Annotated in this window: 27 protein-coding genes; 14 read left to right on the top strand and 13 right to left on the bottom strand. The window is 40.7% G+C overall.

All coding sequences use genetic code 11. The features are described 5' to 3' along the window. Positions 1-92: 92 nt before the first annotated feature. The 3 genes from MMO42_RS11985 to rlmJ are packed head-to-tail and all read right to left on the bottom strand — an operon-like array spanning position 93 to position 2,900. Positions 93-1,154 (bottom strand): DUF6670 family protein, encoded by a 1,062-nt coding sequence (locus tag MMO42_RS11985; RefSeq protein ID WP_241320677.1) that lies wholly within the window; start codon positions 1,152-1,154, stop codon positions 93-95. A gap of 16 nt (positions 1,155-1,170) precedes the next feature. Beyond that, positions 1,171-2,004 carry a CDP-diacylglycerol--serine O-phosphatidyltransferase gene (pssA, locus tag MMO42_RS11980; protein ID WP_005291652.1) on the bottom strand — a complete coding sequence of 278 codons (834 nt, stop codon included), beginning with the start codon at positions 2,002-2,004 and terminating at the stop codon, positions 1,171-1,173. 38 nt (positions 2,005-2,042) lie between these two features. Continuing rightward, positions 2,043-2,900, bottom strand: a complete 858-nt coding sequence (rlmJ, locus tag MMO42_RS11975) for a 23S rRNA (adenine(2030)-N(6))-methyltransferase RlmJ (protein WP_005192293.1) — start codon at positions 2,898-2,900, stop codon at positions 2,043-2,045. A 118-nt stretch (positions 2,901-3,018) separates the two neighbouring features. Between rlmJ and MMO42_RS11970 the strand changes: the two genes are divergently transcribed. Both MMO42_RS11970 and MMO42_RS11965 read left to right on the top strand, forming a co-directional pair. Continuing rightward, positions 3,019-3,636: a 2OG-Fe(II) oxygenase gene (locus tag MMO42_RS11970; RefSeq protein ID WP_241320676.1), complete on the top strand. Its 618-nt coding sequence runs from the start codon at positions 3,019-3,021 to the stop codon at positions 3,634-3,636. A 78-nt stretch (positions 3,637-3,714) separates the two neighbouring features. Then, a complete protein-coding gene (locus MMO42_RS11965) occupies positions 3,715-4,242 on the top strand; it encodes a hypothetical protein (protein WP_241320675.1) in 528 nt (175 codons plus the stop codon). Positions 4,243-4,268: 26 nt separating this feature from the next. On the opposite strand, the gene MMO42_RS11960 is transcribed toward MMO42_RS11965, so the two are convergent. From MMO42_RS11960 to MMO42_RS11945, 4 genes are all read right to left on the bottom strand, one after another. Next, a complete protein-coding gene (locus MMO42_RS11960; RefSeq protein ID WP_241320674.1) occupies positions 4,269-4,511 on the bottom strand; it encodes a DUF2789 family protein in 243 nt (80 codons plus the stop codon). Positions 4,512-4,667: 156 nt separating this feature from the next. After that, on the bottom strand, positions 4,668-5,654 hold the full coding sequence (locus MMO42_RS11955) for a malate dehydrogenase (RefSeq protein WP_004668635.1): 987 nt from the start codon (positions 5,652-5,654) through the stop codon (positions 4,668-4,670). A gap of 167 nt (positions 5,655-5,821) precedes the next feature. Next, complete coding sequence (locus MMO42_RS11950) at positions 5,822-6,490, bottom strand: ribonuclease I (protein ID WP_241320687.1); 669 nt, start codon at positions 6,488-6,490, stop codon at positions 5,822-5,824. A gap of 45 nt (positions 6,491-6,535) precedes the next feature. Further along, positions 6,536-8,443: a lytic transglycosylase domain-containing protein gene (locus MMO42_RS11945; protein WP_241320686.1), complete on the bottom strand. Its 1,908-nt coding sequence runs from the start codon at positions 8,441-8,443 to the stop codon at positions 6,536-6,538. 300 nt (positions 8,444-8,743) lie between these two features. Here MMO42_RS11945 and miaB point away from each other — a divergent pair, with 300 nt between their 5' ends. From miaB to MMO42_RS11925, 4 genes are all read left to right on the top strand, one after another. Continuing rightward, on the top strand, positions 8,744-10,195 hold the full coding sequence (gene miaB, locus MMO42_RS11940; protein WP_241320673.1) for a tRNA (N6-isopentenyl adenosine(37)-C2)-methylthiotransferase MiaB: 1,452 nt from the start codon (positions 8,744-8,746) through the stop codon (positions 10,193-10,195). A 40-nt stretch (positions 10,196-10,235) separates the two neighbouring features. Next, on the top strand, positions 10,236-11,312 hold the full coding sequence (locus MMO42_RS11935; protein ID WP_032857438.1) for a PhoH family protein: 1,077 nt from the start codon (positions 10,236-10,238) through the stop codon (positions 11,310-11,312). Between the two features lie 67 nt (positions 11,313-11,379). Beyond that, on the top strand, positions 11,380-11,865 hold the full coding sequence (gene ybeY / locus MMO42_RS11930) for an rRNA maturation RNase YbeY (RefSeq protein ID WP_241320672.1): 486 nt from the start codon (positions 11,380-11,382) through the stop codon (positions 11,863-11,865). Between the two features lie 13 nt (positions 11,866-11,878). Then, positions 11,879-12,181 (top strand): antibiotic biosynthesis monooxygenase, encoded by a 303-nt coding sequence (locus MMO42_RS11925; RefSeq protein WP_241320671.1) that lies wholly within the window; start codon positions 11,879-11,881, stop codon positions 12,179-12,181. 67 nt (positions 12,182-12,248) lie between these two features. Here the strand turns inward: MMO42_RS11925 and fhuE are convergent, their stop codons facing one another. Then, complete coding sequence (gene fhuE, locus MMO42_RS11920) at positions 12,249-14,408, bottom strand: ferric-rhodotorulic acid/ferric-coprogen receptor FhuE (RefSeq protein ID WP_277603330.1); 2,160 nt, start codon at positions 14,406-14,408, stop codon at positions 12,249-12,251. A gap of 289 nt (positions 14,409-14,697) precedes the next feature. After that, positions 14,698-15,585, bottom strand: coding sequence for a TonB family protein (locus MMO42_RS11915; protein ID WP_005291640.1), 888 nt, complete (start codon positions 15,583-15,585; stop codon positions 14,698-14,700). 244 nt (positions 15,586-15,829) lie between these two features. Between MMO42_RS11915 and MMO42_RS11910 the strand changes: the two genes are divergently transcribed. The 3 genes from MMO42_RS11910 (at position 15,830) to MMO42_RS11900 (ending at position 18,071) form a co-directional block, all read left to right on the top strand. Next, complete coding sequence (locus MMO42_RS11910; RefSeq protein WP_241320670.1) at positions 15,830-16,507, top strand: hypothetical protein; 678 nt, start codon at positions 15,830-15,832, stop codon at positions 16,505-16,507. A 195-nt stretch (positions 16,508-16,702) separates the two neighbouring features. Next, the gene (locus tag MMO42_RS11905; RefSeq protein WP_241320669.1) at positions 16,703-17,407 is read left to right on the top strand and encodes a DUF3108 domain-containing protein; all 705 of its coding nucleotides are present in this window, start codon (positions 16,703-16,705) and stop codon (positions 17,405-17,407) included. 88 nt (positions 17,408-17,495) lie between these two features. Beyond that, positions 17,496-18,071, top strand: coding sequence for a xanthine phosphoribosyltransferase (locus tag MMO42_RS11900; protein ID WP_241320668.1), 576 nt, complete (start codon positions 17,496-17,498; stop codon positions 18,069-18,071). A gap of 49 nt (positions 18,072-18,120) precedes the next feature. Here MMO42_RS11900 and MMO42_RS11895 read toward each other — a convergent pair whose 3' ends face one another. After that, positions 18,121-18,945 carry a DUF1963 domain-containing protein gene (locus MMO42_RS11895; RefSeq protein ID WP_241320667.1) on the bottom strand — a complete coding sequence of 275 codons (825 nt, stop codon included), beginning with the start codon at positions 18,943-18,945 and terminating at the stop codon, positions 18,121-18,123. A gap of 171 nt (positions 18,946-19,116) precedes the next feature. Here MMO42_RS11895 and thyA point away from each other — a divergent pair, with 171 nt between their 5' ends. From thyA to msrA, 5 genes are all read left to right on the top strand, one after another. Then, the gene (gene thyA, locus MMO42_RS11890) at positions 19,117-19,959 is read left to right on the top strand and encodes a thymidylate synthase (protein ID WP_005291632.1); all 843 of its coding nucleotides are present in this window, start codon (positions 19,117-19,119) and stop codon (positions 19,957-19,959) included. Positions 19,960-19,980: 21 nt separating this feature from the next. Then, positions 19,981-20,490 (top strand): dihydrofolate reductase, encoded by a 510-nt coding sequence (locus MMO42_RS11885; RefSeq protein ID WP_241320666.1) that lies wholly within the window; start codon positions 19,981-19,983, stop codon positions 20,488-20,490. Positions 20,491-20,508: 18 nt separating this feature from the next. Then, positions 20,509-21,564: a DUF4105 domain-containing protein gene (locus tag MMO42_RS11880; protein WP_241320665.1), complete on the top strand. Its 1,056-nt coding sequence runs from the start codon at positions 20,509-20,511 to the stop codon at positions 21,562-21,564. A 126-nt stretch (positions 21,565-21,690) separates the two neighbouring features. Continuing rightward, on the top strand, positions 21,691-22,167 hold the full coding sequence (locus MMO42_RS11875) for an META domain-containing protein (protein WP_241320664.1): 477 nt from the start codon (positions 21,691-21,693) through the stop codon (positions 22,165-22,167). 106 nt (positions 22,168-22,273) lie between these two features. After that, positions 22,274-22,798, top strand: a complete 525-nt coding sequence (gene msrA / locus MMO42_RS11870) for a peptide-methionine (S)-S-oxide reductase MsrA (RefSeq protein WP_241320663.1) — start codon at positions 22,274-22,276, stop codon at positions 22,796-22,798. Positions 22,799-22,849: 51 nt separating this feature from the next. On the opposite strand, the gene MMO42_RS11865 is transcribed toward msrA, so the two are convergent. The 3 genes from MMO42_RS11865 to MMO42_RS11855 are packed head-to-tail and all read right to left on the bottom strand — an operon-like array spanning position 22,850 to position 24,668. After that, positions 22,850-23,254, bottom strand: a complete 405-nt coding sequence (locus MMO42_RS11865) for a biopolymer transporter ExbD (RefSeq protein WP_004802569.1) — start codon at positions 23,252-23,254, stop codon at positions 22,850-22,852. A gap of 1 nt (position 23,255) precedes the next feature. Beyond that, complete coding sequence (locus tag MMO42_RS11860; protein ID WP_005291627.1) at positions 23,256-23,876, bottom strand: MotA/TolQ/ExbB proton channel family protein; 621 nt, start codon at positions 23,874-23,876, stop codon at positions 23,256-23,258. A 42-nt stretch (positions 23,877-23,918) separates the two neighbouring features. Beyond that, a complete protein-coding gene (locus tag MMO42_RS11855) occupies positions 23,919-24,668 on the bottom strand; it encodes an energy transducer TonB (RefSeq protein WP_005291626.1) in 750 nt (249 codons plus the stop codon). Positions 24,669-24,869: the final 201 nt, after the last annotated feature.

Below are 24,869 nucleotides of genomic sequence, written 5' to 3'. Positions count from 1 at the left end.
CTGCATCACCGCCGATGGATGTGCATTCTACAGCATTTCAGACCAGGCGCAACCCCATTTTTCAAATAATCTTAAATTATTAATCCAAGCGACTATTTTTTGCACAAATAAGGTTGAAAATGCGGTATTTGGTCCATTATTTGTTCAGTTTTACTTTTTTCTTGCCAATGAAGAGGCCGACAGTCGATATATTCACAATACCCAGAACCCTCGTAGCTCTGCTTATTCCATAATAGCTGGTAGTTAAAACTACCCACGTAGCCTGCGGCTAAGCCAAATTTATAGTCACCACGGCTTTGCGCCTGTAATTGAAAGACAATCTCATCATTTTCTTGATATTGCCAAACAAATTCTCGAGGCAAATACATCTCCCTTCCATTAGGCGTCTGTACTTTAGGATAAACACGGGTAACATCCAAAATTACTTGATGATCATAAAGAATCGACTGCTGTTCATTTGACTGAATTTCAATTCTAGAAAAAATAATGTTATTCCATTGATTTCTAAGTTCAGACAAGATGATCTGAAAGTCAGCATTAACCTGAATGATTTGATAAGTAAAAAAATGAAAAGCGATAAAAGGTAAATAGATGGCTCTGGCGTGTTTTAGTATCCCTTGCGCCTCGATTTGATATTTTTGTTTTTTATAAATGATTTCGCCTTCGCATTGGCAGCGAACATACCAATAATCCCCAACGCCCCATTGTAAGGCTGAATGATTTTCTATTTCAGTCCCAATATTCACTTTGAGTTGGCAACTGAGTTCTTCATCATCACGCTTAAAATAATAGTTTGGGAAATCAACCTGGATCTGATCTATATCTAAAAACTGATAGCGGTCTTGCTCTAATTGACACTGCTCTTTGGCACTATAACTTTTGAGATGCCCGACAGTTGAAACACTACTCCCTACCAGAACTGTCGCAGTATCAATTGCCGTCGTAGCAATAGCACTGGCGTTATAGCAAATAGGGATACGGGGTTGCCCAATCAGGCTGATGAAATTTAAATAATGAAAAGGTTCAGGCAAATTCGGCAGGATCAACGCCTGGTAAACAATTTTAAATAGACCTTTAGGTGGATGAAAAGTTAAAGCATCTGACTTATTGAGGTTCAGCTGCTTTAATTGATTGTTATTCATCAATATTGGCATACTGAACCTCCGTATTTTAAGTTGTTATTTTTGCATCATTCTTTTTGGCAAATAATGTCGTCACAAATCCTGAAAGTACATAGAGGATACAGACAATTAAGATCCCTACAGGAATGTTGTACGTGATTGCAGCAAAAATCAAGACCACAGGTAACATCACGACAAAAGGTACACGTTTGCGATCCATTTGTTTAAATGAATAGTATTTGATGTTGGAAATCATCAGTAAACCAACCGCAACCATGACCACTGAATTGATCACTTGAATCACAATATCTTTTAAATCAAAGATAAATGGATAATCACGACCGACCCATACCAAGGAAATGACTGTCACCGCAGCGAGTGGGCTGGCAATACCAATAAAATAACGCTTATCCACAACACCAATTTGCACATTAAAACGTGCTAAACGGAAAGCTGCACAAGCGGTATAGATGAAGCAACATGCCAAGCCAATACGACCCAAATCATGCAAACTCCAGCTATACATCAAGATTGCAGGCGCAACACCAAAAGCTAACAAGTCAGAAAGCGAATCGTATTGCTCACCAAATGCACTTTGTGCACCAATTGCACGTGCAACTCGCCCATCCAAACCATCAAGCAATGCCGCCAAGAAAATGGCATAAATCGCTTGATTAAAGTTGCCATTCATACTGGCAATAATGGAATAAAAACCAGAAAGAAGTGCAGCAGTTGTAATCAGGTTAGGCCACAAATAGATACCACGGCGTTTCACTTTTTGTCCTTCGTGCGTGTGTTCTTCTTCTTCTACTTCAAAAGTGATCCCGTCAAAAGAATGATCATCTTTATTTAAATCAGAATCAGGTTTAAGAGAATTTGTCATTATTTTCAATTCCTCGAGAATAGTTTGACATTGATGGGTTATTCACCCACCAACCAACGCACAGCAGCATGTCCACCATTTTCACTCATGCGTAAATGTGGAAATAACCATTGTAATGCTTGATCTGCATCTTCTGAGAATTTCCAAGGTGGATTAATCACCAATAAACCACAACCATTCAATCCTACTGGCGTGTCATCGGGCCATACACAAATTTCACAGATGAGCTGACGACGAATACCCGTTTTAAACATTTTCTTTTCAAAACGTTCAATCATGGCGCGGTCTTTAATCGGATACCAAACAGCAAATACACCTGTTGGCCATTTTTTATGAGCGGCTTGGAGTATTTCAACCAATTGCGGAAAGTCTTTACGCTCGATTTCGTAAGGCGGGTCAATCATGACCAATCCACGTTTTTCTTTAGGTGGAATTACCCCCATAAGACCTTCGTAAAAATCACGCTCATGCAAACCCGCACGTTTATCACGGATATTAAAATACAATTGTTGAAATACATCACGCTGCATTTCAAATATAGTCGCTTTATCAATATCACGCATGCCTTCAAGCGCAAACCAAGGTGAACCCGGATAAGCACCTTTACCAGAACCTGCACGCATATCTTCAACGATTTTAAGATATTGCTTTACACCTTCAGGCGCATTACGCTTAATCGAATCGTCAAGCTTGACCAAACGATGGATACCCGTTAAGAATTCACCTGATTTTTGTGCTTCAGAAGTAGATAAATCATATTTACCTGCACCACCATGGGTATCTATATATCGATAAGGTTTATCTTTAGCATTTAAACGAGCGAGCAGTTGAAGCAAAAGTACATGCTTCATAACATCGGCAAAGTTACCCGCATGGAAATGGTGACGGTAATTCATGTTGACAATTATTCCTCAATTCAGCACATAGTTTAACATGAAAGAAAAAAGTATTCTTTAGCGTTGATGTGATCGACTAAAATTGCACTGTAATCAAACCAATGTTCAATGGAGCTCTATGCAACAACCCTCTCAATCTTTAAATCTCCAATCATGGAATTTAGATAAAATTTTGGACGATTTGAATGAATTTGGCTTTGCTTTGATTGATGATGTCTATTCTATTGAGTATGTCCAATCACTGGTGCAGGAATGTAGCTCGCATTTGGCTGAGTTTAGAGCCGCAGGTGTGCAAAACGGTGTCGTCAGCCATATTCGTAGCGATCATATTTTATGGATTGATGGACAACTGCCGATTGCACAACGACATATTCAAGCTTTGGAACACTTATCTCAGACCTTAAACCAAGCGTTTTATCTTGGGATAAAAGAAGTTGAAGCACATTTTGCCTGCTATAACGCAGGTGAGTTTTATGCCTTGCACCGTGATAACCCTCAACAGAAAAATGATCGGATCATCTCAACCGTTTTCTATCTACATGAACACTGGCAAGAAGATTGGGGTGGCCAATTACGCTTACAAGACAAAAACGATCAATGGCATATCATCCAGCCGTTGTCGAACCGCCTTGCCATCTTCCAAAGTGACTTAATGCATGAGGTTCTTCTGTCAAAGCAGCAGCGTTTATCCATTACCGCATGGCTCCGTGGCGGAAACTCGATCTGGAATAACTAGGCTCTATTTACTTTCCAGCCTTTAAATTCCTAAAAATAACCTTATATATCACGCATAACTGACGATTTTGGATCAATAATGTCGAATGAAACTCAACAAGTGATTGCTCGAATTGGTGAAACAGACCAACTCTATTTAGACAGCAATACCCCCGAACTTGCTTTAGAACGTGCTGACCTACGTTTGCAATTGGTGGTACTGAGCCATATTCGTCAGGAACAATTGCATTTCTTACAAGAAGCAATCGTACTGCTTGAACAAGCTCGTGTTGAATATGATGAAATGCCATTAAGCTTGTATTTGAATTTGTCTTTATGTTTAGCCAAAGCCTATATGATTTACTTTGAGCTCACTAAAGAGCAGCGTTTTGCTTTAATTACACAGCAAATTCTTAAACCTTTGGCATATACAGAACACTTAGATATTTATTTCTTCTTGGCTTACGCTTCGGCTGCTAAGCAAGAACTAGCATTAACACGACATTGGCTAACGAAATACGTATCTTGCTTGGATCATGATTTAGAGTTATTACAGCTGCACCCTGCTTTTACTCAAGCACGTCAAGAAGACTGGTTTGCAGCCCTTATAAAAAATAAAGCTCACTAAAATGTGAGCTTTATTTTACTGATTCATTATTTTGTGCTGTCGAGATGTAATTGCTGATTAAGCTCATCGATCACAATGGCCCATTCATCATCTTTATCCCAATGACTTTTTAGAAAATCACGCTGTCCTGCACTCCAAAACTCAGCTTCATGTAATTTTTGATCGGCAGGTAACTGGTGGGCTTTGACAAAATTTTCAATTGCAGCATCATCAGCCCCAAGCCCGAGTTGCTCAAATAAAAGTTCCAGTGTCGGTTGCTGTTCAAACATTGTTGTTCTCCAAATCATCTCTCTTATAAAAATAATTTAACAGTAAACACCATTATCATGCAGATGTATGTCTATATTTTCTTGTTGTTTTTTGTTCGTTGTCTCATAAAAAAAGCACTCTCTGGGAGAGTGCTTTCAATTTATCAAAAAGATAAATTATTTTAACATGTCAGCAATCGCTGCACGCTCATCTTCAAGTTCTTGAAGCGTGATGTTCATGCGCTCACGGCTGAATTCATCAATTTCAAGACCTTCAACACGTGTGTATTCGCCATTTTCACAAGTAACTGGCACACCGTACATTACGCCTTCTGGAATACCATAAGAACCGTCAGATGGGATACCCATAGTTACCCATTTGCCGTTTGTACCCAACGCCCAGTCACGCATATGGTCGATTGCAGCATTCGCAGCTGAAGCAGCTGAAGACAAACCACGCGCTTCGATGATCGCAGCACCACGTTTACCAACAGTTGGAAGGAACGTATCTTTGTTCCATTCTGCATCGTTGATTTTGTCTTTTAAGCTTTCGCCATTTGCAGTTGCAAAACGGTAGTCAGCATACATTGTTGGAGAGTGGTTACCCCAAACAGTTAATTTCTCGATATCAGAAACTGCAACACCCGCTTTTTGAGCAATTTGAGTTAACGCACGGTTGTGGTCAAGACGTAACATTGCTGTAAAGTTTTTCGCTGGAAGATCTGGCGCAGATTTCATTGCGATATAGGCATTGGTATTTGCAGGGTTACCTACAACCAATACTTTAACATCACGGCTAGCAACTTCGTTAAGTGCTTGGCCTTGACCAATGAAAATTTCACCGTTGACTTTCAACAAGTCAGCACGTTCCATACCAGGACCACGTGGACGTGAACCTACCAACAATGCATAGTCAGCATCTTTAAATGCAACTTTAGGATCATCAGTCCCGATCATACCTGCCAATAATGGGAAAGCACAGTCGTCAAGTTCCATCATTACGCCTTTAAGCGCTTGTTGAGCTTTCTCAAAAGGAACTTCAAGCAATTGTAAAATTACTGGTTGATCTTTACCGAGCATTTCACCGCTTGCGATACGGAATAATAAGCTATAACCAATTTGACCAGCAGCGCCTGTAACGGCTACACGAACGGGTTGCTTCATGTGATATTCTCCAATGAGATGCGTTTGCACGATTGAACGCTATTATTATTCAATCGAATTATCATAAACGGCAAAGATTGTACTCTAAAGCGAATACAGATGCATGTAAAAGAGAATGAATTTCAACAAAAGTCTAATAGAAAATACAAATCAAACTAGGTAAATCTCTAATAACTTCCTTTAATTGTAAACTCACTTGGGCAGCCCGTCACAATATGGCTTGCACATTGTTTATATTGACCATTTTTCTGATAACAGACGCGAATCTCAGTTAATACCGTATCAAATCTTGATGACTGGCAAGTAAAGCGAATCCCGTTGGGCGGTAAAGATGGATTGAGCTTGGTAAATTGCTGTCTCAAATTTTCTTTTTGAACTTCAATCGTATTTGGACTGGTCAAATCGGCTGGTATTTTCAACCGCTCAGCGAAGTTAATCACCGTTCTAAAATATTGACTGGCATTCATGGGCATACATCCACCGACATCCTGCCACAGTTGCACACGTGCATTTTCATCAGGCATTACCCGCGCAACCACTTTGGCTTGTAATGGTGAGAGTTTGGCAGAGCTTTTGGTTGAACAATCCCGATTTAAAGGCACTTCAGGCAATAAGCTTGCAATGGTCAGTGAATAACCTTCCAAACATTTACGTTGTTTTTGTCGTGATGAATCAAAGGCACACGCTGCTGGTGTCATTTGTACATGCATGACATATCCCGCCACATCTTGATCACTTGCAGCATGTAAGGGTGCAGTAAAAGACAAGACCGAATAACAGATCAACACCTGTAGAGATCTCATCAACTGCCCTTTGAGTAATTGGACGGGTTTCATCAAATGCAAAAACTTCATTGTTTCACTTAAACATCTTGGTGTGTCTTAAGGCCCACTGCGTACAGGAATCGTGCTCATTCGTTTTTCTAACGATTGCGCCCCTTGCCCTAATACCACGCCATAATGCGTGGCATTGGTCATGACATGTTTTACATAGTCACGTGTTTCCAGTAACGGAATGGTTTCAGTGTATTGATCCGCTGCCATGGTCTGAACATCAGGCTGCCAACGGCGTGCACGATTCGGACCAGCGTTATAACCCGCAGTTGCCAATACAGAACTACCGCTCAATTGACTTTGGATCATTGAAAGGTAATAAGTCCCGTAACGAATATTGGTATTCATTTCACTTAATGCCGCGGGGTTATAAGTTTCACCCATTTGTCGTGCAATCAGTTTTGCCGTGTTTGGCATGATCTGCATTAAGCCGCCGGCACCCACATGTGAACGTGCAGAAGTCACAAAACGGCTTTCTTGGCGCATTAAACCATACGCCCAAGCAGGATCAATACCAGCATTGTAACTATGGCTGGTTACATTGCTACGATGCGGTGTCGCATAACGGTAAGTATCATTATGACGAGATGTGGTACGGTCCGCCGCATAAATTGCGCGATCATACCAACCTACATCATGGGCACGTTTTGCTGCTGCGAGAAGCAGACCATCGTCGTGTTGCAAATAGGCTTGGCGAACTGCCCAGTTCCACTCACGATTGGTATAGTTGGCTGGGGCATTGACATCTCTTAATGCAAAAGCACGTCTAAAATGAATATTTTGATTGAGGCGCTGCGTATCTTGGGCACTTGGTTGTTCATTATAAGGTTGATGATTATAGCGTTCGCCTAAACGATCTTTGGCGAGCAGGTTGTGATAGTCATCACCACTTTGTGCAAGCTTGCGATAAATCTGCTGTGCCGCTTGTTTTGACCCGCTATCCGAACGTTGCTCCGATGCACGTGCTAACCAATACTGCCAACGATCTTCCTGCTTTTGGGTCACAGACATCGCATCAATGGCACGAACTAAACTTTCCCAAGCACCAAAACGAATCGCCTGACGGGCATAAATCTCTGCTTCTTCTGGACTCAATGGGTAACCATAGCTTTGGTCAAAAGCATTTAAGACTTCACGATTAAAACCATTCTTCATCACCGTGGTACCACCCACATAACCAATGGTACGGTACAAATATTTCTGTACAGGTTGCGGCGTATCTTGTGCAACTCGCTGGATATTACCCAATGCGTTGGTTAAATCGCTATCTGCAACACGTCCTAATGCAAAGATCAAATAAGCATAATCCGCATCATTTGCTTTTGGCGCACTCCACAAATACCCTAATGGATTGGCTTGAATTTGATTGAACTGCGCTAAAGAAAGGTTCAAACCCATGGTTTGAGCTGTCGCAATTGCGGGTCCAGATTGCCCTGCGCGGAGTTGCCCCCATAATCTTTGCTGGCGATCTTGAGCAGTCATCAGTGGACTAGACAACATCAAACGGCCTAAACCATTACATGATTCAGGCTGAGAATTGGTAGTGAGCCAAATATCTTTATATTCGGCAAAAACCAGACTATCGCCTGTTTTTGCGCGTACCTGTGCCACTGCACAGCTTTCTTCTTGATCTGGATTGGTCACATAACTGAGGACAGGTTTTGCATCGGTGAAGCTACCCAGTTTTACTTTTTCTTCAACAAAATCGGCAGCCAGTTTTTCTGCCATCGCAGATTGAGGATAACGTTGTGCAAAACTAATAATTGAGGATGCTGGTTGAAACCCCAGATTGGTATTCAATTTCCAATACTCAGGATAATAACCCAGTGCATCATTTTGCATTTCAAATTGGTATTGATCGAGCAAAGCCGTATTACTTGCATTGGCAGCGCGCAACGCGTCATTAAATTGTTCATCTAAAGCATAGACAGCGGAACAAGCAATCATGCCGCCCATTGCGATAAAACAACGGAGGCTGTTCTTGTTATTCAATTTATGACTTTCGGTTGTTCTAAAATCACGCTGCTTTTTCATCTTCATCAATATATATGCCCAATTTCGCCCTGCCATTATAGTGTAATAAGTCTAGCCTTCTACTATTGTTGTGTTATGTAAATTACTGATTCATATTCATTAAAATTCACGCAATTTTATTCACAAACTGTCCATTTTTGTCAGTTTTTTATTCTCTGCGTTCAGTCTAAAATACTGCTATAATCCGCCGTTTATTTAAATCCACCTTGTTTAGGAGCCTGCATGACGGTTCAAACATTCATTCCCAGTGCTGTAAAAGCTGCTTCAGAAAACACTGTTACCCAGCCAATGCACACCGCTGATGTTTCAATCAAGAAATTGTTTATTGAAACTCAAGGGTGTCAGATGAATGAGTATGACAGTCATCGTATGGCAGATTTGTTAGGTGATTCACACGGCTATGTGCTCACTGACAATCCGAATGAAGCAGATATCCTGCTCATGAACACCTGTTCAATTCGTGAAAAAGCACAAGAAAAGGTATTTAGTGGTTTAGGCCGCTGGCGCAAGCTTAAAGAAAAAAATCCTGATCTGGTCATTGGTGTAGGTGGTTGTGTCGCTTCTCAGGAAGGTGACAACATCCAAAAACGTGCACCTTATGTCGATATGGTATTTGGTCCGCAAACCTTGCACCGTTTGCCACAAATGTTAGATCAGCATAATGAGCAAGTGGAAAAACCAAAGAAAGAAAAAATCAAATTGGTTGATATTTCTTTCCCAGATATCGAAAAGTTCGACTTTTTGCCAGAACCACGTGTGGAAGGCTTTAAAGCATTTGTTTCAATTATGGAAGGCTGCTCTAAATACTGTTCATTCTGCGTCGTTCCCTATACCCGTGGTGAGGAAGTCTCTCGTCCATTGGATGATGTATTGGCAGAAATTGCTGGCTTGGCTGAAAAAGGCGTGCGTGAAATCAGCTTACTCGGTCAAAACGTGAATGGCTATCGTGGTGAAACCTTCGAAGGTGAGATTTGTACCTTCCCTGAGTTACTCCGTTTAGTCGCAGAAATCCCAGGCATTGGTCGTTTACGTTATACCACCTCTCACCCGCTTGAATTCTCTGAAGATTTAATTCAATGCTACCGTGATTTACCGCAAATGGTTTCGCATTTACATTTACCAGTACAAAGTGGTTCAAACGATGTACTGCAAGCTATGAAACGTAACCACACTATTGATGTGTACATCGATAAAATTGCTAAATTGCGTAAAGTTCGCCCAGATATGCATTTATCCAGTGATTTTATTATTGGTTTCCCTGGTGAAACCGATGCGCATTTTGCTGAAACATTGCAATTCATTAAAGATTTGGATTTCGATCATTCTTATAGTTTTGTTTACTCAAAACGTCCTGGTACGCCTGCTTCTGATTTACCAGATAGCACACCTGAACAAGTGAAAAAGGACCGTTTAGCACAAGTTCAACAGGTGATCAAAAAATCAAGTATTGATAAAACTGATGCAATGCTTGGCAAAATCGAGCGTGTTCTGATTGAAAAAGTATCGGATAAAGATCCAAATGTTTTAATGGGTACAGCTGACAATACACGTTTAGTTACTTTTATTGGTGATGCCACTTGGATTGGGCGTTTCGCAGAGATTGAGATCACTGAAATTAAAACTTTAAATTTAGTTTATGGCGAACTCTTGAATCTTGAACCTGACGTGGCGTAATGTAAGGGGTATTCCTACAAAGCAACAAAAAGGGTTTATCTTGACTGCAGCGATTCGACGTACAGTAACGTTCCCTGAGATTTCAATGGAACGTTTGAAAAGCATGCTCGGTGCGTATAACGGGCATTTAAAACAAATCGAACAACGTTTAGATGTCAAAATTACTCACCGTGGCGATGCCTTTTATCTCGATGGTGATATAGAAGCGGTCGAAAGAGCCGAAGCATTATTGCAACGGCTCTATCAAGAATCAGAAATTTCCTCACAAATCAGTGCCGATGCGATCCATTTGATGATCCAAGGTTCACAGACAGACCGTGAACTGATGGATGATTCAGATCAAGAACATACGGGTTTAGATAATGTTTGGTTGCAGACCCGCAAAGGGCGCATCAACCCACGTGGCGCCAATCAAAAGCGTTATGTACAGCGTATTTTACAAAGCGATATTTCATTCGGTGTTGGTCCAGCAGGTACGGGTAAAACCTATCTTGCTGTTGCGGCAGCGGTAGATATGTTGGAACGTAATGAAATCCAACGGATCTTATTGGTTCGTCCTGCCGTAGAAGCAGGTGAAAAACTCGGTTTCTTACCAGGCGATCTCACTCAAAAGATTGATCCTTATTTACGTCCACTTTACGATGCGTTATATGAAATGCTTGGCTTTGAAAAAGTCGCCAAACTGATCGAACGCCAAGTGATTGAAGTTGCTCCTCTTGCTTATATGCGTGGACGAACACTCAATCATTCCTTTGTAATTTTAGACGAAGCGCAAAACACCACCCCTGAACAGATGAAAATGTTCCTCACTCGTTTAGGTTTTGGTTCGCGTGCCGTGATTACAGGTGACGTCACCCAAGTTGACTTACCTCGCGGACAGCAATCGGGCTTGGCACATGCCTTACGTGTCATTGAAAATGTGCATGAAATTCATATTACCCGCTTCCATTCTCGAGATGTCGTCCGTCATCAATTGGTACAAAAAATTGTAGAAGCTTACGAAGGTTGGGACAGCGAACAGCAACGTTTGTCTGCTGAAGCCCGCGCCGAACGCAAAGCTCGACAAGAAGCACTCGTTGCAGAAAATGATTCTGCCGCGGATGCTCAACACTTTTAGAAAAATCCCCCTCACTCCCCCTACGATGCTTTAGTCACATCGTAGGGGGCGATTTTAAGGATCTATTTTGAAAATCAATTTAAGTCTTCAACAAGACTTTCAAGCTGCTGAACTGCCACTGAAGCGTGGTCAAATTAAAAAACAAATTGAAACTGCACTGCGTCATGTTGGTTTCGATGTCAATTGTGAAATTGGGATTGCCTGTGTTGATCTCGCTGAAAGCCATGAGCTCAATCTGCAATATCGTGAAAAAGACAAACCCACTAATGTGCTGTCCTTCCCAAGTGATATCCCCGAGGAAATGCTCAGCTTACTCGATGCAGAACCTCTCGGTGATTTAGTGATTTGCATTCCTGTCGTATTGCAAGAAGCTGCCGAGCAGCAGAAAACGCCAACTGATCATTTCGTCCATTTACTGGTTCACGGCGTTCTCCATTTGCTTGGCTACGATCATGAAACCAGTGAAGTAGAAGCAGAAGAAATGGAAGCTTTGGAGATTGAGATTCTGAAAAAATTAGGTATCGCCAATCCTTATCAAGCCGATGAGCAGTAAATAATAGGACGCTATGTATATCGTTATTTTTAAGGCCACGATCAAACAACTCGATACGACTTATTCAGAAATGGCACAAATGCTGAGAAATAAAGCATTGGGCACATACAACTGCCTAAAGTTTGAAGCATGTAGTGAAAATGGTTTTGAAATTGCGCTGTCTTACTGGAACAGTCTTGAAGATATTAAACATTGGCAACAAGATGCAGAACATCTAGTTGCCCAGCGTTTAGGTAAAGAAAAATGGTATCAAGATTTTAGCGTCGAAATCTGCAAAGTTGAACGCGCTTATTCGACTCAAAATGCTTGTGAATAACCCAAAACTTATCCACATCTTCAATAAAAAAACGGCTGAATTCAGCCGTTTTTTTATTTATTAAATTTTAGAATTGATAGCGTAAAGCTAAAGTGGCATTCCTTGGAGCTCCCCAAGTCGTTTGGCCATAAGCAGGGAAAATTCCGTAATACTCTTTATCAAATAAATTATTGATATTTAGCTGTGCGGAGAAGTCTTTGGTTAATTGATAGCGAGCCATTAAGTTCACTAGTGCATATGAGCCCTGATCAACCTTTTCAGTCACTTTCAGTGGGTTCACGGCTTTAACATAAGTACTGCTTTGCCAGTTTACACCTCCACCAACTGTGAATGCGCTGAATGTACCTGGTAATTTATAGGTTGTAAAAGTCTGTATCATTTTACGAGGTAGTTCAGAGTTAATGTCATCTCCATTAACATCAGTCGCCTTAAACTGACTATAACCTGCTGTTAACTTCCAGTCTGGTAAAATCTCACCACTCAACTCTAACTCAAATCCTTTACTCTCGGTTCCTTTTGCAGCGCGATAATAAATATCTTTATTCTCATGAACACCAGCCTGTTGCGCTAAATTATCTTGTTCAATTTTAAATAAAGCCAAGGTTCCATTTAAACGCCCATCAAACCAGCCTGATTTCAAACCGATTTCGGTACTGTTACCTTCGATAGGATCAAGAACTTTACCATTAATATCTTGCTCAGCCTGAGGTTGAAAGATACTGGTATAACTTGCATAAGCTGAAATTGCATCGTTAATATCATAAATAACACCCGCATAAGGCGTAAATTCGTTGCCATGTTTAATGTCGTAAGCTGGTGTCCAAAGCCCATTTCCTGTTTTTTGGAAATCTGTTAAACGGCCACCTAAAATCAGCTTTAATGGGTCTAACAGAGTCCAACGTGTTGCAACATAAACCGCATCTTGTTTGGTCTTGCTTTTCTCATAGAAGCTCGCATTCTCCCATTCAGGTGCAGGATATGAACCATTCCAGTTATTAAAATTTATAACGGGCTGTGTTACGTATTTTGCATTTCGACTATCAGAATTAAAGTCCTGTGTAGAATGAACATAACCAAGGGTTAAATCATGCTGTTTACCTAATAAATCAAACTTACCATTCACCTGCAAACTAATATCATCTTGCTTCGTATTGGTAATATAAGAGCCAGTAAATGCCCCCAGACCTAGACCCGTATTTTTATCTGGGCTGCCAGACAAGTACAATAATTTCGAGTCACCATTACGGTCCCCTCGACTATATGACAATTTGGCATTCCAATTTTCATTAAAACGGTGGGTTATATCTGCAAATAGATTGGTGTAATCGCTATCCCACTGTGCCCAATTTGTGCTTGTTGTTTTACTACGATTCCATTTGGCACGACTGCCATCGCTATACCAAACAGGTAAGCCTCCCCACATTGGACTATCGCCTTTATTTTCTTGATAACTCACACCTGCTGACAATATCGTATTCTCAGTCAGATCAGCTTCTCCAGTAAGCAAGGCAGTCAATGCTTGTTTATTGAGTAAATCAATATAACTATCGCCCTTTTCATACTGGGCAACGGCACGACCTCGTACTGAGCCTGATTCGTTTAAACTATTAGAAACATCTCCCACAACACGATAATTGTTCCAGCTACCGCCACTCACCTCTAAATTACCTGTTGGGACTTTGCTGTTCGCTCGCTTACGAATCATATTAATTGCTGCTGAAGGATTCCCTGGCCCTGTCATTAAGCCTGTTGCCCCGCGTACAACTTCGATACGATCAAATAGAACTGCACTTGTTGCCGTTTCACCCGAACTCCAAGGTTGTTCATAGCGCGTTGGAACGCCATCTATTTGATAATTATCAATTTGAAAACCACGTGCATGTAAACTATTACGATTAGTTTCATAACGTTGAGCATTAATCCCTGTTACATTTTCAGCAACATCTACTAGGCTGGTAAGCCCCTGATCTTTCATTCTCTGCTCTGTAACAATAGAAACTGATTGGGGTGTTTCCTTCACAGATAATCCTAATGGCACTGCTGTTGTTGTTTTTTTTACGGTATAAGCTGTTTTCTCTTTGTTTTGATCATCCGCTTTTACTGTAATCGTTGGCAACTTTGCATTTTCATCATTTTCCGCAAACGCGAATGAAGGTAATAGGATCGCAGCCATCGCCAATACAAGCGGGCGCGCTTTAAACACATTTAAAGTTGGATTTTGATGCATGAAATATGTCCTTATAAAAAGGGAACGTATTTGAAAACATGCACCTCATTCCCCCGAAAAATTTTAAAGAAGGATGCATTCATTTCCAAAAGGAGAATTAACCAAAAATACACTGCAAATGATAATCGTTTTTATTATCAATTCAAGTTTAGATCGATAAATTTAGTTATTTGTTTTAATTAAACTTAAAAGAAGACTTACCGTTATTAAAAAATAATCAAATGATTTTTATTAATATTTAATTTTCAGTTTATACATCATTATTTTCTAATAAGAAGTGCAGCTTTGATTAGTGCACTTCAAATTCTGCATCGACTGGATCAAACCGCCATGTACGAATGATACGTAACTCAGAAATATCTTTTTTCATCTTGGCATCAAAAGGGCCAAATGGTGCACCACGGCGCACTGAGGCTTTTGCTGCTTCATCCAAAATTGCATGCCCAGAACTTTCGATGAGACGAATGGCTCGAATTCCACCTTCAGCATTTAAAATCACCATTAAACGGACTTCACCCGCCAAATGCTGTTGTTTGGCTTGATCGGGATAATAACGGTTGCCATATAACTCAACTTTCTGACGGAACTTATCTAAGTAAGTCGCAGATGCATCTTGTTTGGCCTGAATTCCATCAATGGTTTTAATCCGCTGCTTACGGCTAAAATTTTGTTGGCGTTGTAAATATTGCGCTTCCAAACTTGCCACCATCGCTGCTTTGGCTTGGAATTGGCTCTGTAAGTCATCTAAAGTCTTTTTACGTTCGCTTTGTTCAGCCTGTTTCTGCCAGCTCAAAACCGTCATTAATACTTTTTCTTCGAATTTTAATTCACGTTTTTGCTGAACTTTTTCCAGACTTTCTAACTCTTTTTCACCAGTGGTTGCATCCGCCTGCATTGGCGAAGGCATATCACTCGACATGCGATGTGCTTCACGGAAATCTCCAGAACCCTTTTGATCTGCTTGTGCCAAAAAATCAGCATCCTTAACGGAGTCTTGGCTTGGACGAACCGTTATCGCAATTTCTTTGGTTGACGTGTCAGAAGGTGATGGCATCGTAAAGTGAATCGCCAACACCGCGCCATGCAGAAGCATCGCCAAAGCCACTGCCCCAACAAAAATTGGATCTTGCCACCAATAAGGAGACAGTTCAGAACGAAAATTTATTTTATTCCACATGGTATTTAAGCGACAAAAAATGTCCCATCCCCAACGGTATAACCGTATAAAAACCAAACCAATATTCAAAATTTTACAAAAATGTGATCCACTTATAGTTACAGTGTTTCCATACCATCATTTTATGAAAATGTAGCAATTAATTTTGCTACACTGCAAGTCAGAAATTTATTTTTATTTTTTTAGTTAATACAAAGATCGTGGCATTGCATGACCCATCAATTCACTTTCTGGAACAACTTTTATGCAAACGCTAATTTCGTCCGTTGTTAAACGTCTACGTAAAGTTTACCAAAAAGCCGAAGAATTCATCGAAGAAGAAAGAGAGTTTTCGCTTTCACAAGTTTTTGTGAATGCCACCATGGAACGTTACGTCACAGAAAATGTCGAGATTATGCAAGACCTGCATGCCGATCTGTATGATGGTTGGTTACGGTTATATACGACCTTAGATGTGAAAGGTTTGCATACCACCTTATCTGTCGATTTAAAGCTGATTCAAATGGAAATGAATCAAGACGTACAACTGATGGTATTCGAGCAAATCAGCAACACCCAAGTGATTGAAGCCAAATTTAAAAACATCTTTCAGAAATGGGGCTTTTATGTCGCGATCTGGTATTACCAAAAATTTCGTGAAGAAGATCCGCTGGGTAAGATCTTAGAACACTTTGAAGTAGTCAAAGTCAAAGATGATTTACTTTATCTTGATCTCAATCGTTGGTTAGGTAACAAACCAAGTATTATTGAGACCCTGAGTAAAGTGCATGTCAACCGTGCCCGTGTCCGCCCTGCTGAACTGATTGTCTGGGGCAATGTCAATCTGGCTGCGATTCTATATCCATCGAATGATGATGACCTGGATGAAGATGATTTAGATGACACAGAAGTCACGCCAATTCAGCAAAAAGACAAAAAATAGCAACCTGCAGTTTATGTAGTATTTAACTCCATGCTACATAAACTGAAATATACACCCTCATGATTTATACGAAAATTAACAAGTGCTTAGTAAAAAACCTGATCTTTTCTTCATAATCTACAGGCATAATATCCTACAAATCGTAATGATAAACGAATGATTGATTCAACCTAATCATTCAAAGGATAAAGTGTTATGACAAAGAAATTATTGAAAGTCCTTGGTATTACTTCAGCTGCCATTTTCAGTGCAAGTATCTCTAGTCACGCCTTAGCCATGGCGCCATTCCAAGCCAGCTATCAATTCAGCTACAACAATAAAAACTTAGGTTCTGCCACACGTACCCTTTCTCAACAAGGTAACAATTGGACTTATCAATTCAGTGCTAAGGCTGGCGGTATTGCATCAGCTTCAGAAACCAGTCAATTTAGTTTTGCTGATAACAAAATTACATCGCAAAAGTTTAGTCGTAGCAGCAAGGTTTTAATTCACAACAATACAATGAATATCAGCTTCAATCCAAATAGCAAAGTTGTGAATACCAAGAAAGATGACACTGCTCGCTCATTTGCATGGCAGGCAGGCGCTTTGGATGAACTCAACGCTGAATTGCAAATCCGTGAAGATTTAAAAAACAATTCGTTGAAAACCAAATATCTGATTGCAGATGCGAAAGCATTGGACGAGCGCCGTTTTGTCAAACAAGGTAACGAAAGTATCAAAACCCCTTATGGCACATTCAATACCATTAAAGTGGTAATGCAGCACGATAAACCTGAGCGTAATACCGTGTTTTGGTTAGCACCTAAATTGGATTATCTCCCTGTAAAAATGGCGCATAATGACGGAAAATCATCATATGGCCTGTTATTAACGGGTTATTCAGGTAAAACAAACTAAGCATCTGGTCAATTTTGGCTTGCATTTTTTTAGATGCTTTTTAAAATATGCCTTTGCTTGAATAAGCATCCGTTTAGAGGATTCTCCCGTGTACGCTTTAGAACAGAAAATCTTAAATGAAGGTATCGTTCTATCTGATCAGGTTTTGAAAGTTGATGCTTTCTTAAACCACCAAATCGATCCGGTGTTAATGCAACTGATTGGTAAAGAGTTTGCCGCTCGTTTTAAAGATGCAGGTATTACTAAAATTATTACCATTGAGGCTTCAGGTATTGCACCTGCAATCATGGCAGGTTTAGAACTTGGTGTTCCTGTTATTTTTGCGCGTAAATATCAGTCATTAACATTAAAAGACGACCTTTACCGTTCTAAAGTGTTCTCGTTCACCAAACAAACTGAAAGCACCATTGCGATTTCCAACAAGCACATCAGTTCAAGCGACAAAGCGCTTGTCATTGATGACTTCTTGGCAAATGGTCAAGCGGCACTCGGTCTCATCGACTTGATTCACCAAGCCAAAGCTGAGGTGGTGGGTGTTGGTATTGTGATTGAAAAATCATTCCAACCAGGTCGTGATGTGTTGCTTGAAAAAGGCTATCGCGTTGAATCGCTGGCACGTGTTAAATCTTTAGAAGATGGTAAAGTTACTTTTATCACTGAATAAGATTCAAGACCCAGAAAAAAGCGGATGAATGTTCATCCGCTTTTTTTATTTAGCAACAATCCCAGTTATATAGCACTTTGGAAAAGTCTCGTTTCTTTAAGTCCTCTGGGTGAATAAAAAAATTACCCACGCCTGAATCGCCCCACATAATATCGTTCTCGGCATCATCGGTATCAAGCTGAAAAAGCAGCACATAATCTTGAACTTTTTCATTATATTGACGTGGATCAGTTTGGGTAAAATAAGGATAACCGCCTAAACGATGTCCACTTGCGGAAGCCAATTCATCATAAGGCTCGATAAAATCATCTTCGAAATCCCCACCTTCAAATTGATCTTCAAAATCATACAATTCATCGACGCCTAAAATCTTTGGTGCAAAGGCAAAATCACTGAGGCTAATTGGCTGAGAAGTAAGGCTAAATTCAATCGAATATTGTCCCGTAAATGGCAAATAATCATCTTCACTCAGCTGAACTTCAGAGAAGTCCTGTTTTAATTGTGAAGCATCTTCAATAATCTGCTCGAAGTACAACACTTTAAATCCAGATTGCTGTTGTTGGTCATCGAAATTCATGCCATACAAATCATCAGCCGCGATATAGAACTGCAAAATGCCCTTGTCTGGAAAATGAGGCAGATTTGGAGTTTCAGCACAATTAAACTGTGCCAACAAAGCCAATGGATTACCTTCTGAGTCGACAGGATACGTGACATCTAGCGGTAAATAAGGTTGCCCTCCAATCTTACTTTGCCATAAAGTTAGTGTGTCATCAGACTTAAGCTGTAGAGCTACACTCGGCAAAATTGTTGCTGAGATTTTTTCTAGGTATGGATGTAAAGTGTTCGGTAAATTTTCAGGTTGAAGATCCATTATGCTGATTGTCTCTGTTGTTATTTATAGAACTTAATATAAAACAAGCAGCTAAATTAAAATAGAGAACAAAGTCTATACTACGACAATTAATGACGCTCAATTGACCCATTATTTATCACCTAAATTCTGATAAGATGAGCCCGATAAAATTTGCGATTAGGAATCACGATGCGCACTTACTTAGACCTTTTACAACATATCCTCGACAATGGCGGCGACAAAGGCGACCGTACTGGCACAGGTACACGTTCAGTATTTGGTCATCAAATGCGCTTTGATCTTTCCAAAGGCTTTCCGATGTTAACCACCAAGAAAGTCCATTTTCGCTCTATTGCCATTGAATTACTTTGGTTCCTCAAAGGCGATACCAATGTTCAATATCTCAAAGATAACAAAGTTTCAATTTGGGATGAATGGGCAACAGCGGAACAAACTGCACGCTTCGGTCGTCCTGAAAGTGAACTTGGTCCTGTTTATGGTCACCAATGGCGTAACTTTGGTGCGACTCAAAACGAAGATGGCAGCTATCAGCAAGATGGCTTTGACCAGATCAAATGGTTAATCAATGAAATTAAAACCAATCCAAATTCACGCCGTTTGATTGTTTCAGGCTGGAACCCGAATGAAGCGGGTAAAGTCGCATTACCGCCTTGCCATACCTTGTTCCAATTCTTTGTTCAAGACAACAAACTGTCATGCCAACTGTATCAGCGTAGTGCCGATGTGTTTTTAGGTGTGCCATTTAATATTGCCAGTTATGCCCTACTGACCCATATGATTGCGCAGGTTTGTGGTTTAGGTGTAGGTGATTTTGTCTGGACAGGTGGCGATACTCACTTATATGCCAATCACTTTGAACAGGCGCAGTTACAGCTGACTCGTGAGCCGCTACCGTTGTGTCAATTAAAACTAAATCCTGAGATCACCGATATTTTCGACTTCAAATTTGAAGATATTGAAATTGTCGGATATGAATCGCACCCAGCAATTAAAGCACCCGTCGCAGTTTAAGTAGAGTAGAGAGCATATAAAATGGCATGGCAAGGCACTGAAGTTGTCCACGTAGTTGCAATGGATAAAAATCACTGTATCGGTAAGGGCAATGCTTTGCCTTGGCATATCTCTGCTGACCTGAAACACTTTAAAGCCATCACCCAAGGCGGCGTGGTGATTATGGGGCGTAAAACCCTTGAATCTATGGGACGTACCCTACCCAATCGTGTCAATTGGGTGATTACGCGTGATCCTGAATGGCAGTTTGAAGGCGTTAAAGTCGCACACAGTATCGAAGATGCGCTCAACGGCGCACTTACAGATGTACAACACGCTGAAAAAGCATCCTTATTTATTATTGGTGGTGGAGAGATTTTTACCCAAACGCTCGCGATTGCTGATCGTTTAGAGTTAACTCATGTTGACCTAGATGTCCAAGGTGATGCGCATTATCCAAGAATCTCTGAAGACTTCCGTAAAGTAGATTCAGAACAACATACTGATGAGAAATCAGGTATTACTTTTGAGTTTGCGACTTATCAAAAATAAAAATGGATTGCATTTGCCATGCAGAATATTGGATCACGTGAGTTTTTCATCGCTTTAGGCATTGGGCTTTTACATAGTCTGTTTACCTTATGCGTGATCCTTTCAAGCGTTTGGCTCTGTCTCGCATTATGGATTCAGCAGCCTTTAGGTCCATTTTTCAGCCGCATCGCCATCATTCTTTGGAGCTTGTTTGCGCTTAGTCTGATTGGTGTCTATGTCAGTGGCCATCTTTTTAGCCGTCGTACTGATATCATTATTTATTGTTTGGCATTTGCCTGTTCAATGATCTGGTATTTTTCATTAGATGCAAGACAGGACCGTGACTGGAACCCAGAAGTCGCTGAACAGCTCCATTATGAAAAACAAGGCGACATGGTGCAGTTGCATAATGTACGCAACTTTGATTGGCATGCAGATGGAAGCTATGACATTCGCTGGGAGGACCGCAGTATTGATCTGAATAAAATTACGGGCATCAATGTCATCACCTCCTACTGGATGGGACCACAGATTGCACATACGTTGGTGAGTTTCGATTTTTCCGACCAGAAGCCTTTGGTGTTCTCCATTGAAATTCGCAAAGAAAAAGGTGAAGATTTTTCCGCAATTGGTGGCTTTTTTCGTAAATATGAACTGAGCCTCGTGGCTTCAGATGAAAAAGATCTGATTTATACGCGTAGCAATGTTCGTCACGAACAAGTCTATATCTTCCCGATCAGAATGCCTGCACCTGAACGTAAAGCCCTCTTTATTGAATATCTGCACAAAGCAGATGAACTCCGTGCAGAAGCCAAATGGTACAACACGCTGACCAGTAACTGCACCACGCTAGTATTTGATATGGTACAAGCGATTAATCCACAACGCTTGCCCAAGGATTATCGATTGCTAGCTTCTGGCTATTTGCCGAATTATCTCTATGACTTGAAAGCACTCAACCAGAGCTACAGCATGAAAGAATGGTATCGCTTGGCGCATATCAATCCACGTGCAGAGCAATATGGACAACAAGCCAATCAAAGCAGTGAATACTTTTCACAGATCATTCGCTCAGGCCTACCCAAAACTGAGTGATTTTTCCACTAATTTCATTAAAAACATCTGAACATTTACAAAAGGATACCGAATATCCCGTTCAGCTCCACGTTGTTTTATTTTAATTCCATCTATAGAAACACAATGATTCGGATTTAAAATCTTATGTTAAAGCCTTTTTTAACGTCTTGTACTTTGGCAATTGCCGTAGCAATGACAGGTTGTGCGACCACAGAATCTCTGCAAACCTCACCGAATGCATCTCAGAAAGAAAGCATCGGTCTGTATAACCGCAACTGGATCGCTACACAAATCAATGGTGTAGAGATTAAAAGCAATGATCTTTCTGGCAAACGTCCAGCCATTCAATTCGATGCAAAAGGCAAACGTTTCTTTGGTGCAGATGGTTGTAACCAGATTCAAGGCAGCTTTGAAAGCCAAGGTTCTATTCTTCGTTTAGGTCCAGTTGCGTCAACCAAGATGGCATGTATTGGTCAAGACAATAGTGCGCTTTCTCGCCAATATGCCAATGCTTTAGCGAGTACCACTACTTATGAACTCAAAGGCCATGAATTGAAGTTCTTGGATGCATCTGGTCAAGTTTTAGTAAGTTTTGTAACGGTGATTCAACCGCTTCCATAATTCTTTATCGTTAAAAAGTAAAAGCTCGTTTCGAACACGGGCTTTTACTTTTTCAATACTTCGTTTACTTTAGTAGCATTCTTAAAATTAAAAATTGGGGAGTCTCATGCAACAAGCACTCGTTGGTGGTGGATGTTTTTGGTGTGTAGAAGCAGTATTTCTACAGCTTAAAGGTGTAGAAAAAGTCGTCAGTGGCTATGCTGGCGGGATTAGCCAAAACCCGACCTATGAGCAAGTCTGCCAAGGTACAACGCAGCACGCAGAAGTGATTTTGATTGATTTTGATGAACAGCAAATCACCTACTCACAACTACTGAATGTGTTTTTTACGACGCATGACCCAACCACGCTAAACCGCCAAGGTAATGATATTGGCACGCAATACCGCTCTGTTATTTATTACTTTAATGAAGAGCAAAAGCAGCAAGCAGAACAGATTATTCATGATCTGGAAGATGAAGGTCTGAATATTGTGACTGAGCTTAGCCCAGAATCAACCTTCTACCCAGCGGAGGAATATCACCAAAACTTCTTTGCACGCAATCCATCACAAGGTTACTGCAACTTCAGCATTCCGCCCAAGCTTTCTAAACTACGCGCTAAATATCTCGATCTACTCAAAACTGAATAGGCATAAAAAAAGCAACTCTAAGAGTTGCTTTTTTCTTGGTATCACGTTGTTTTAGTTTTCACTGACAAACGCAATATCACTTAAACCTGCTTCGCTGGCACGAGACATCACTTGTGCAACCGTATCGTATTTTGATTCTTTGTCCGCACGTAACTGTACAGTCGGTTTGGTTGCAGCCTGACCCGCTTCTTGGAAACGCTTCTCTAGCTCTTCTAAGCTAATAATCTGCGCATCCCAAGCTACTTCACCTTTATCATTAATACTAATAGTGATCGCTTTTGGTGGTGGATCTACAATTTCAGCAGTGGTTTTTGGTAAACTTAATGGAATTGATGGGTTAGCAACCGTTGCTGTGACTAAAAAGATAATCATCAATACCAACATAATGTCGATCAGAGGAATGAGGTTCATCTCATTCATGCCACTGTCGTGGTCTTCACCCAATTGAAAGCCCATTTTAAGCTTGACCTCCAACTAAACTTTGTTGAGTCGCTTTAGTTTCTGTCTTTGCTACACTGTCTTGCTGCAACATGGTATCGATTAACAAGCTATGCGCTTGGTCTTGTAAATCATGTGCCAAGCCACGATTGAAACGTACACAGATGTTATACGCCATCACCGCAGGAATCGCGACTGCCAGACCAAGACCTGTCATGATCAATGCCTCACCCACTGGGGTAGCGACTTGAGCTAAACCAGCTTGACCACTTTTACCGACTGCCACAAGCGCGTGGAAAATCCCCCATACTGTACCGAATAAACCCACAAACGGTGCAAGTGAAGCAATTGTCCCAAGAACTGAAACACCTTTTTCAGCTTGAGATTTCTCAGCAGAGATTTGGCGAAGCAATGCTTGCTCAGCGACCGCTTTACGTTGTTCAAACGATAAAGGCTGTAACTTTGATTTAAGGGTAGCCAATGCTTGAACAAGTTGAGTATAAGCTTGTTGTTTTAATTGGCGTGTTCCTAATAGGCGCAGAATGAAAATAGTCCACGTCGCAATCGACATTGCTAAAAGGATGAAATACAGTGTTTTACTTACTGCATCTGCATGTTGCCAATAAACTGAAAAGTTCATATACGAACTCCTGATTTAATCTGTCGCAAGGACTCAAATTTATTAAGGACTAAGATCAAACGGCTGCTCTGCTCGAATCGGGTAAGCAACACCATTTTCCATATACGGTTTAAATTTCGCACTTCTTACAGCACGTAAAACTTTTTCATCGAGATTCGGTATACCACTACTACGTGTAACACGTGCATTGGTAATTCTACCCTTCTCATCAGCTTCAATCAGTACCATCACTGAGCGTGTTTGGTTATCTAAATCTTTTGCTGTAACAGATAATTTCGGTGAACGACTCCATTGAACCCCTGAACCGCCAATCGATACACGTTTTGGTGATGGATCAGCAGCAGGTTGAGGTTTCGCGACTTCCTGAACAGGTTGTGGTTTTTCAACCACTTTTTCAGTTACAGTGGTCACGACTTTGGTCTCAACCTTCGGTTCAATTTTTTGTTCGGTTTTTTGAAGAACAGGTTTTGGCGCCTCTTTTACCTGTTGAACCTTTTCAATCTTTTTCGGTGGAGGTAAAGGTTTTTCAACGACTTTAACTTCCTTCACTTCTTTTTTAGGTTCAGGTTTCGGCTGTTCTTTTGGTTTAGGCGGTTCTGGTTTAGGTGGTTCCTTAATTTTAACGAACTTCACCTTAAGCGGTTCTTTTTCGATTGGTCTTAACTCAATCGTTTTCATGTGGCTAACCGCCCACAAAACTCCTACATGTCCAATCACAACGGCAGCTAATGCAGTGATGATTTTCTTTTTCATCGGGTGTGGCGTATTGAATGTGGCAGGAGATTGACTCATAAGAATCTAAGTACCAATATAGATGGTCAAACCTTTAAAAAAACGATTTCACTCATCGGATAGAACAATTAAAGTGCCGTAATAATAAATGAGAAGTGTTTTCATTTGCAACTGTTTTTTTATTGTATATTCGCTAACCATTGAAAAATAGACATAAAAAAACATGCCTTTCGGCATGTTCTCTTTACATACTGAAACAAT

Origin of the sequence: Acinetobacter sp. ANC 3882, from assembly GCF_022549545.1 — a bacterium.
In the GTDB taxonomy this organism is placed as follows: domain Bacteria; phylum Pseudomonadota; class Gammaproteobacteria; order Pseudomonadales; family Moraxellaceae; genus Acinetobacter.
This window is presented reverse-complemented; position numbering and strand designations above follow the sequence as displayed.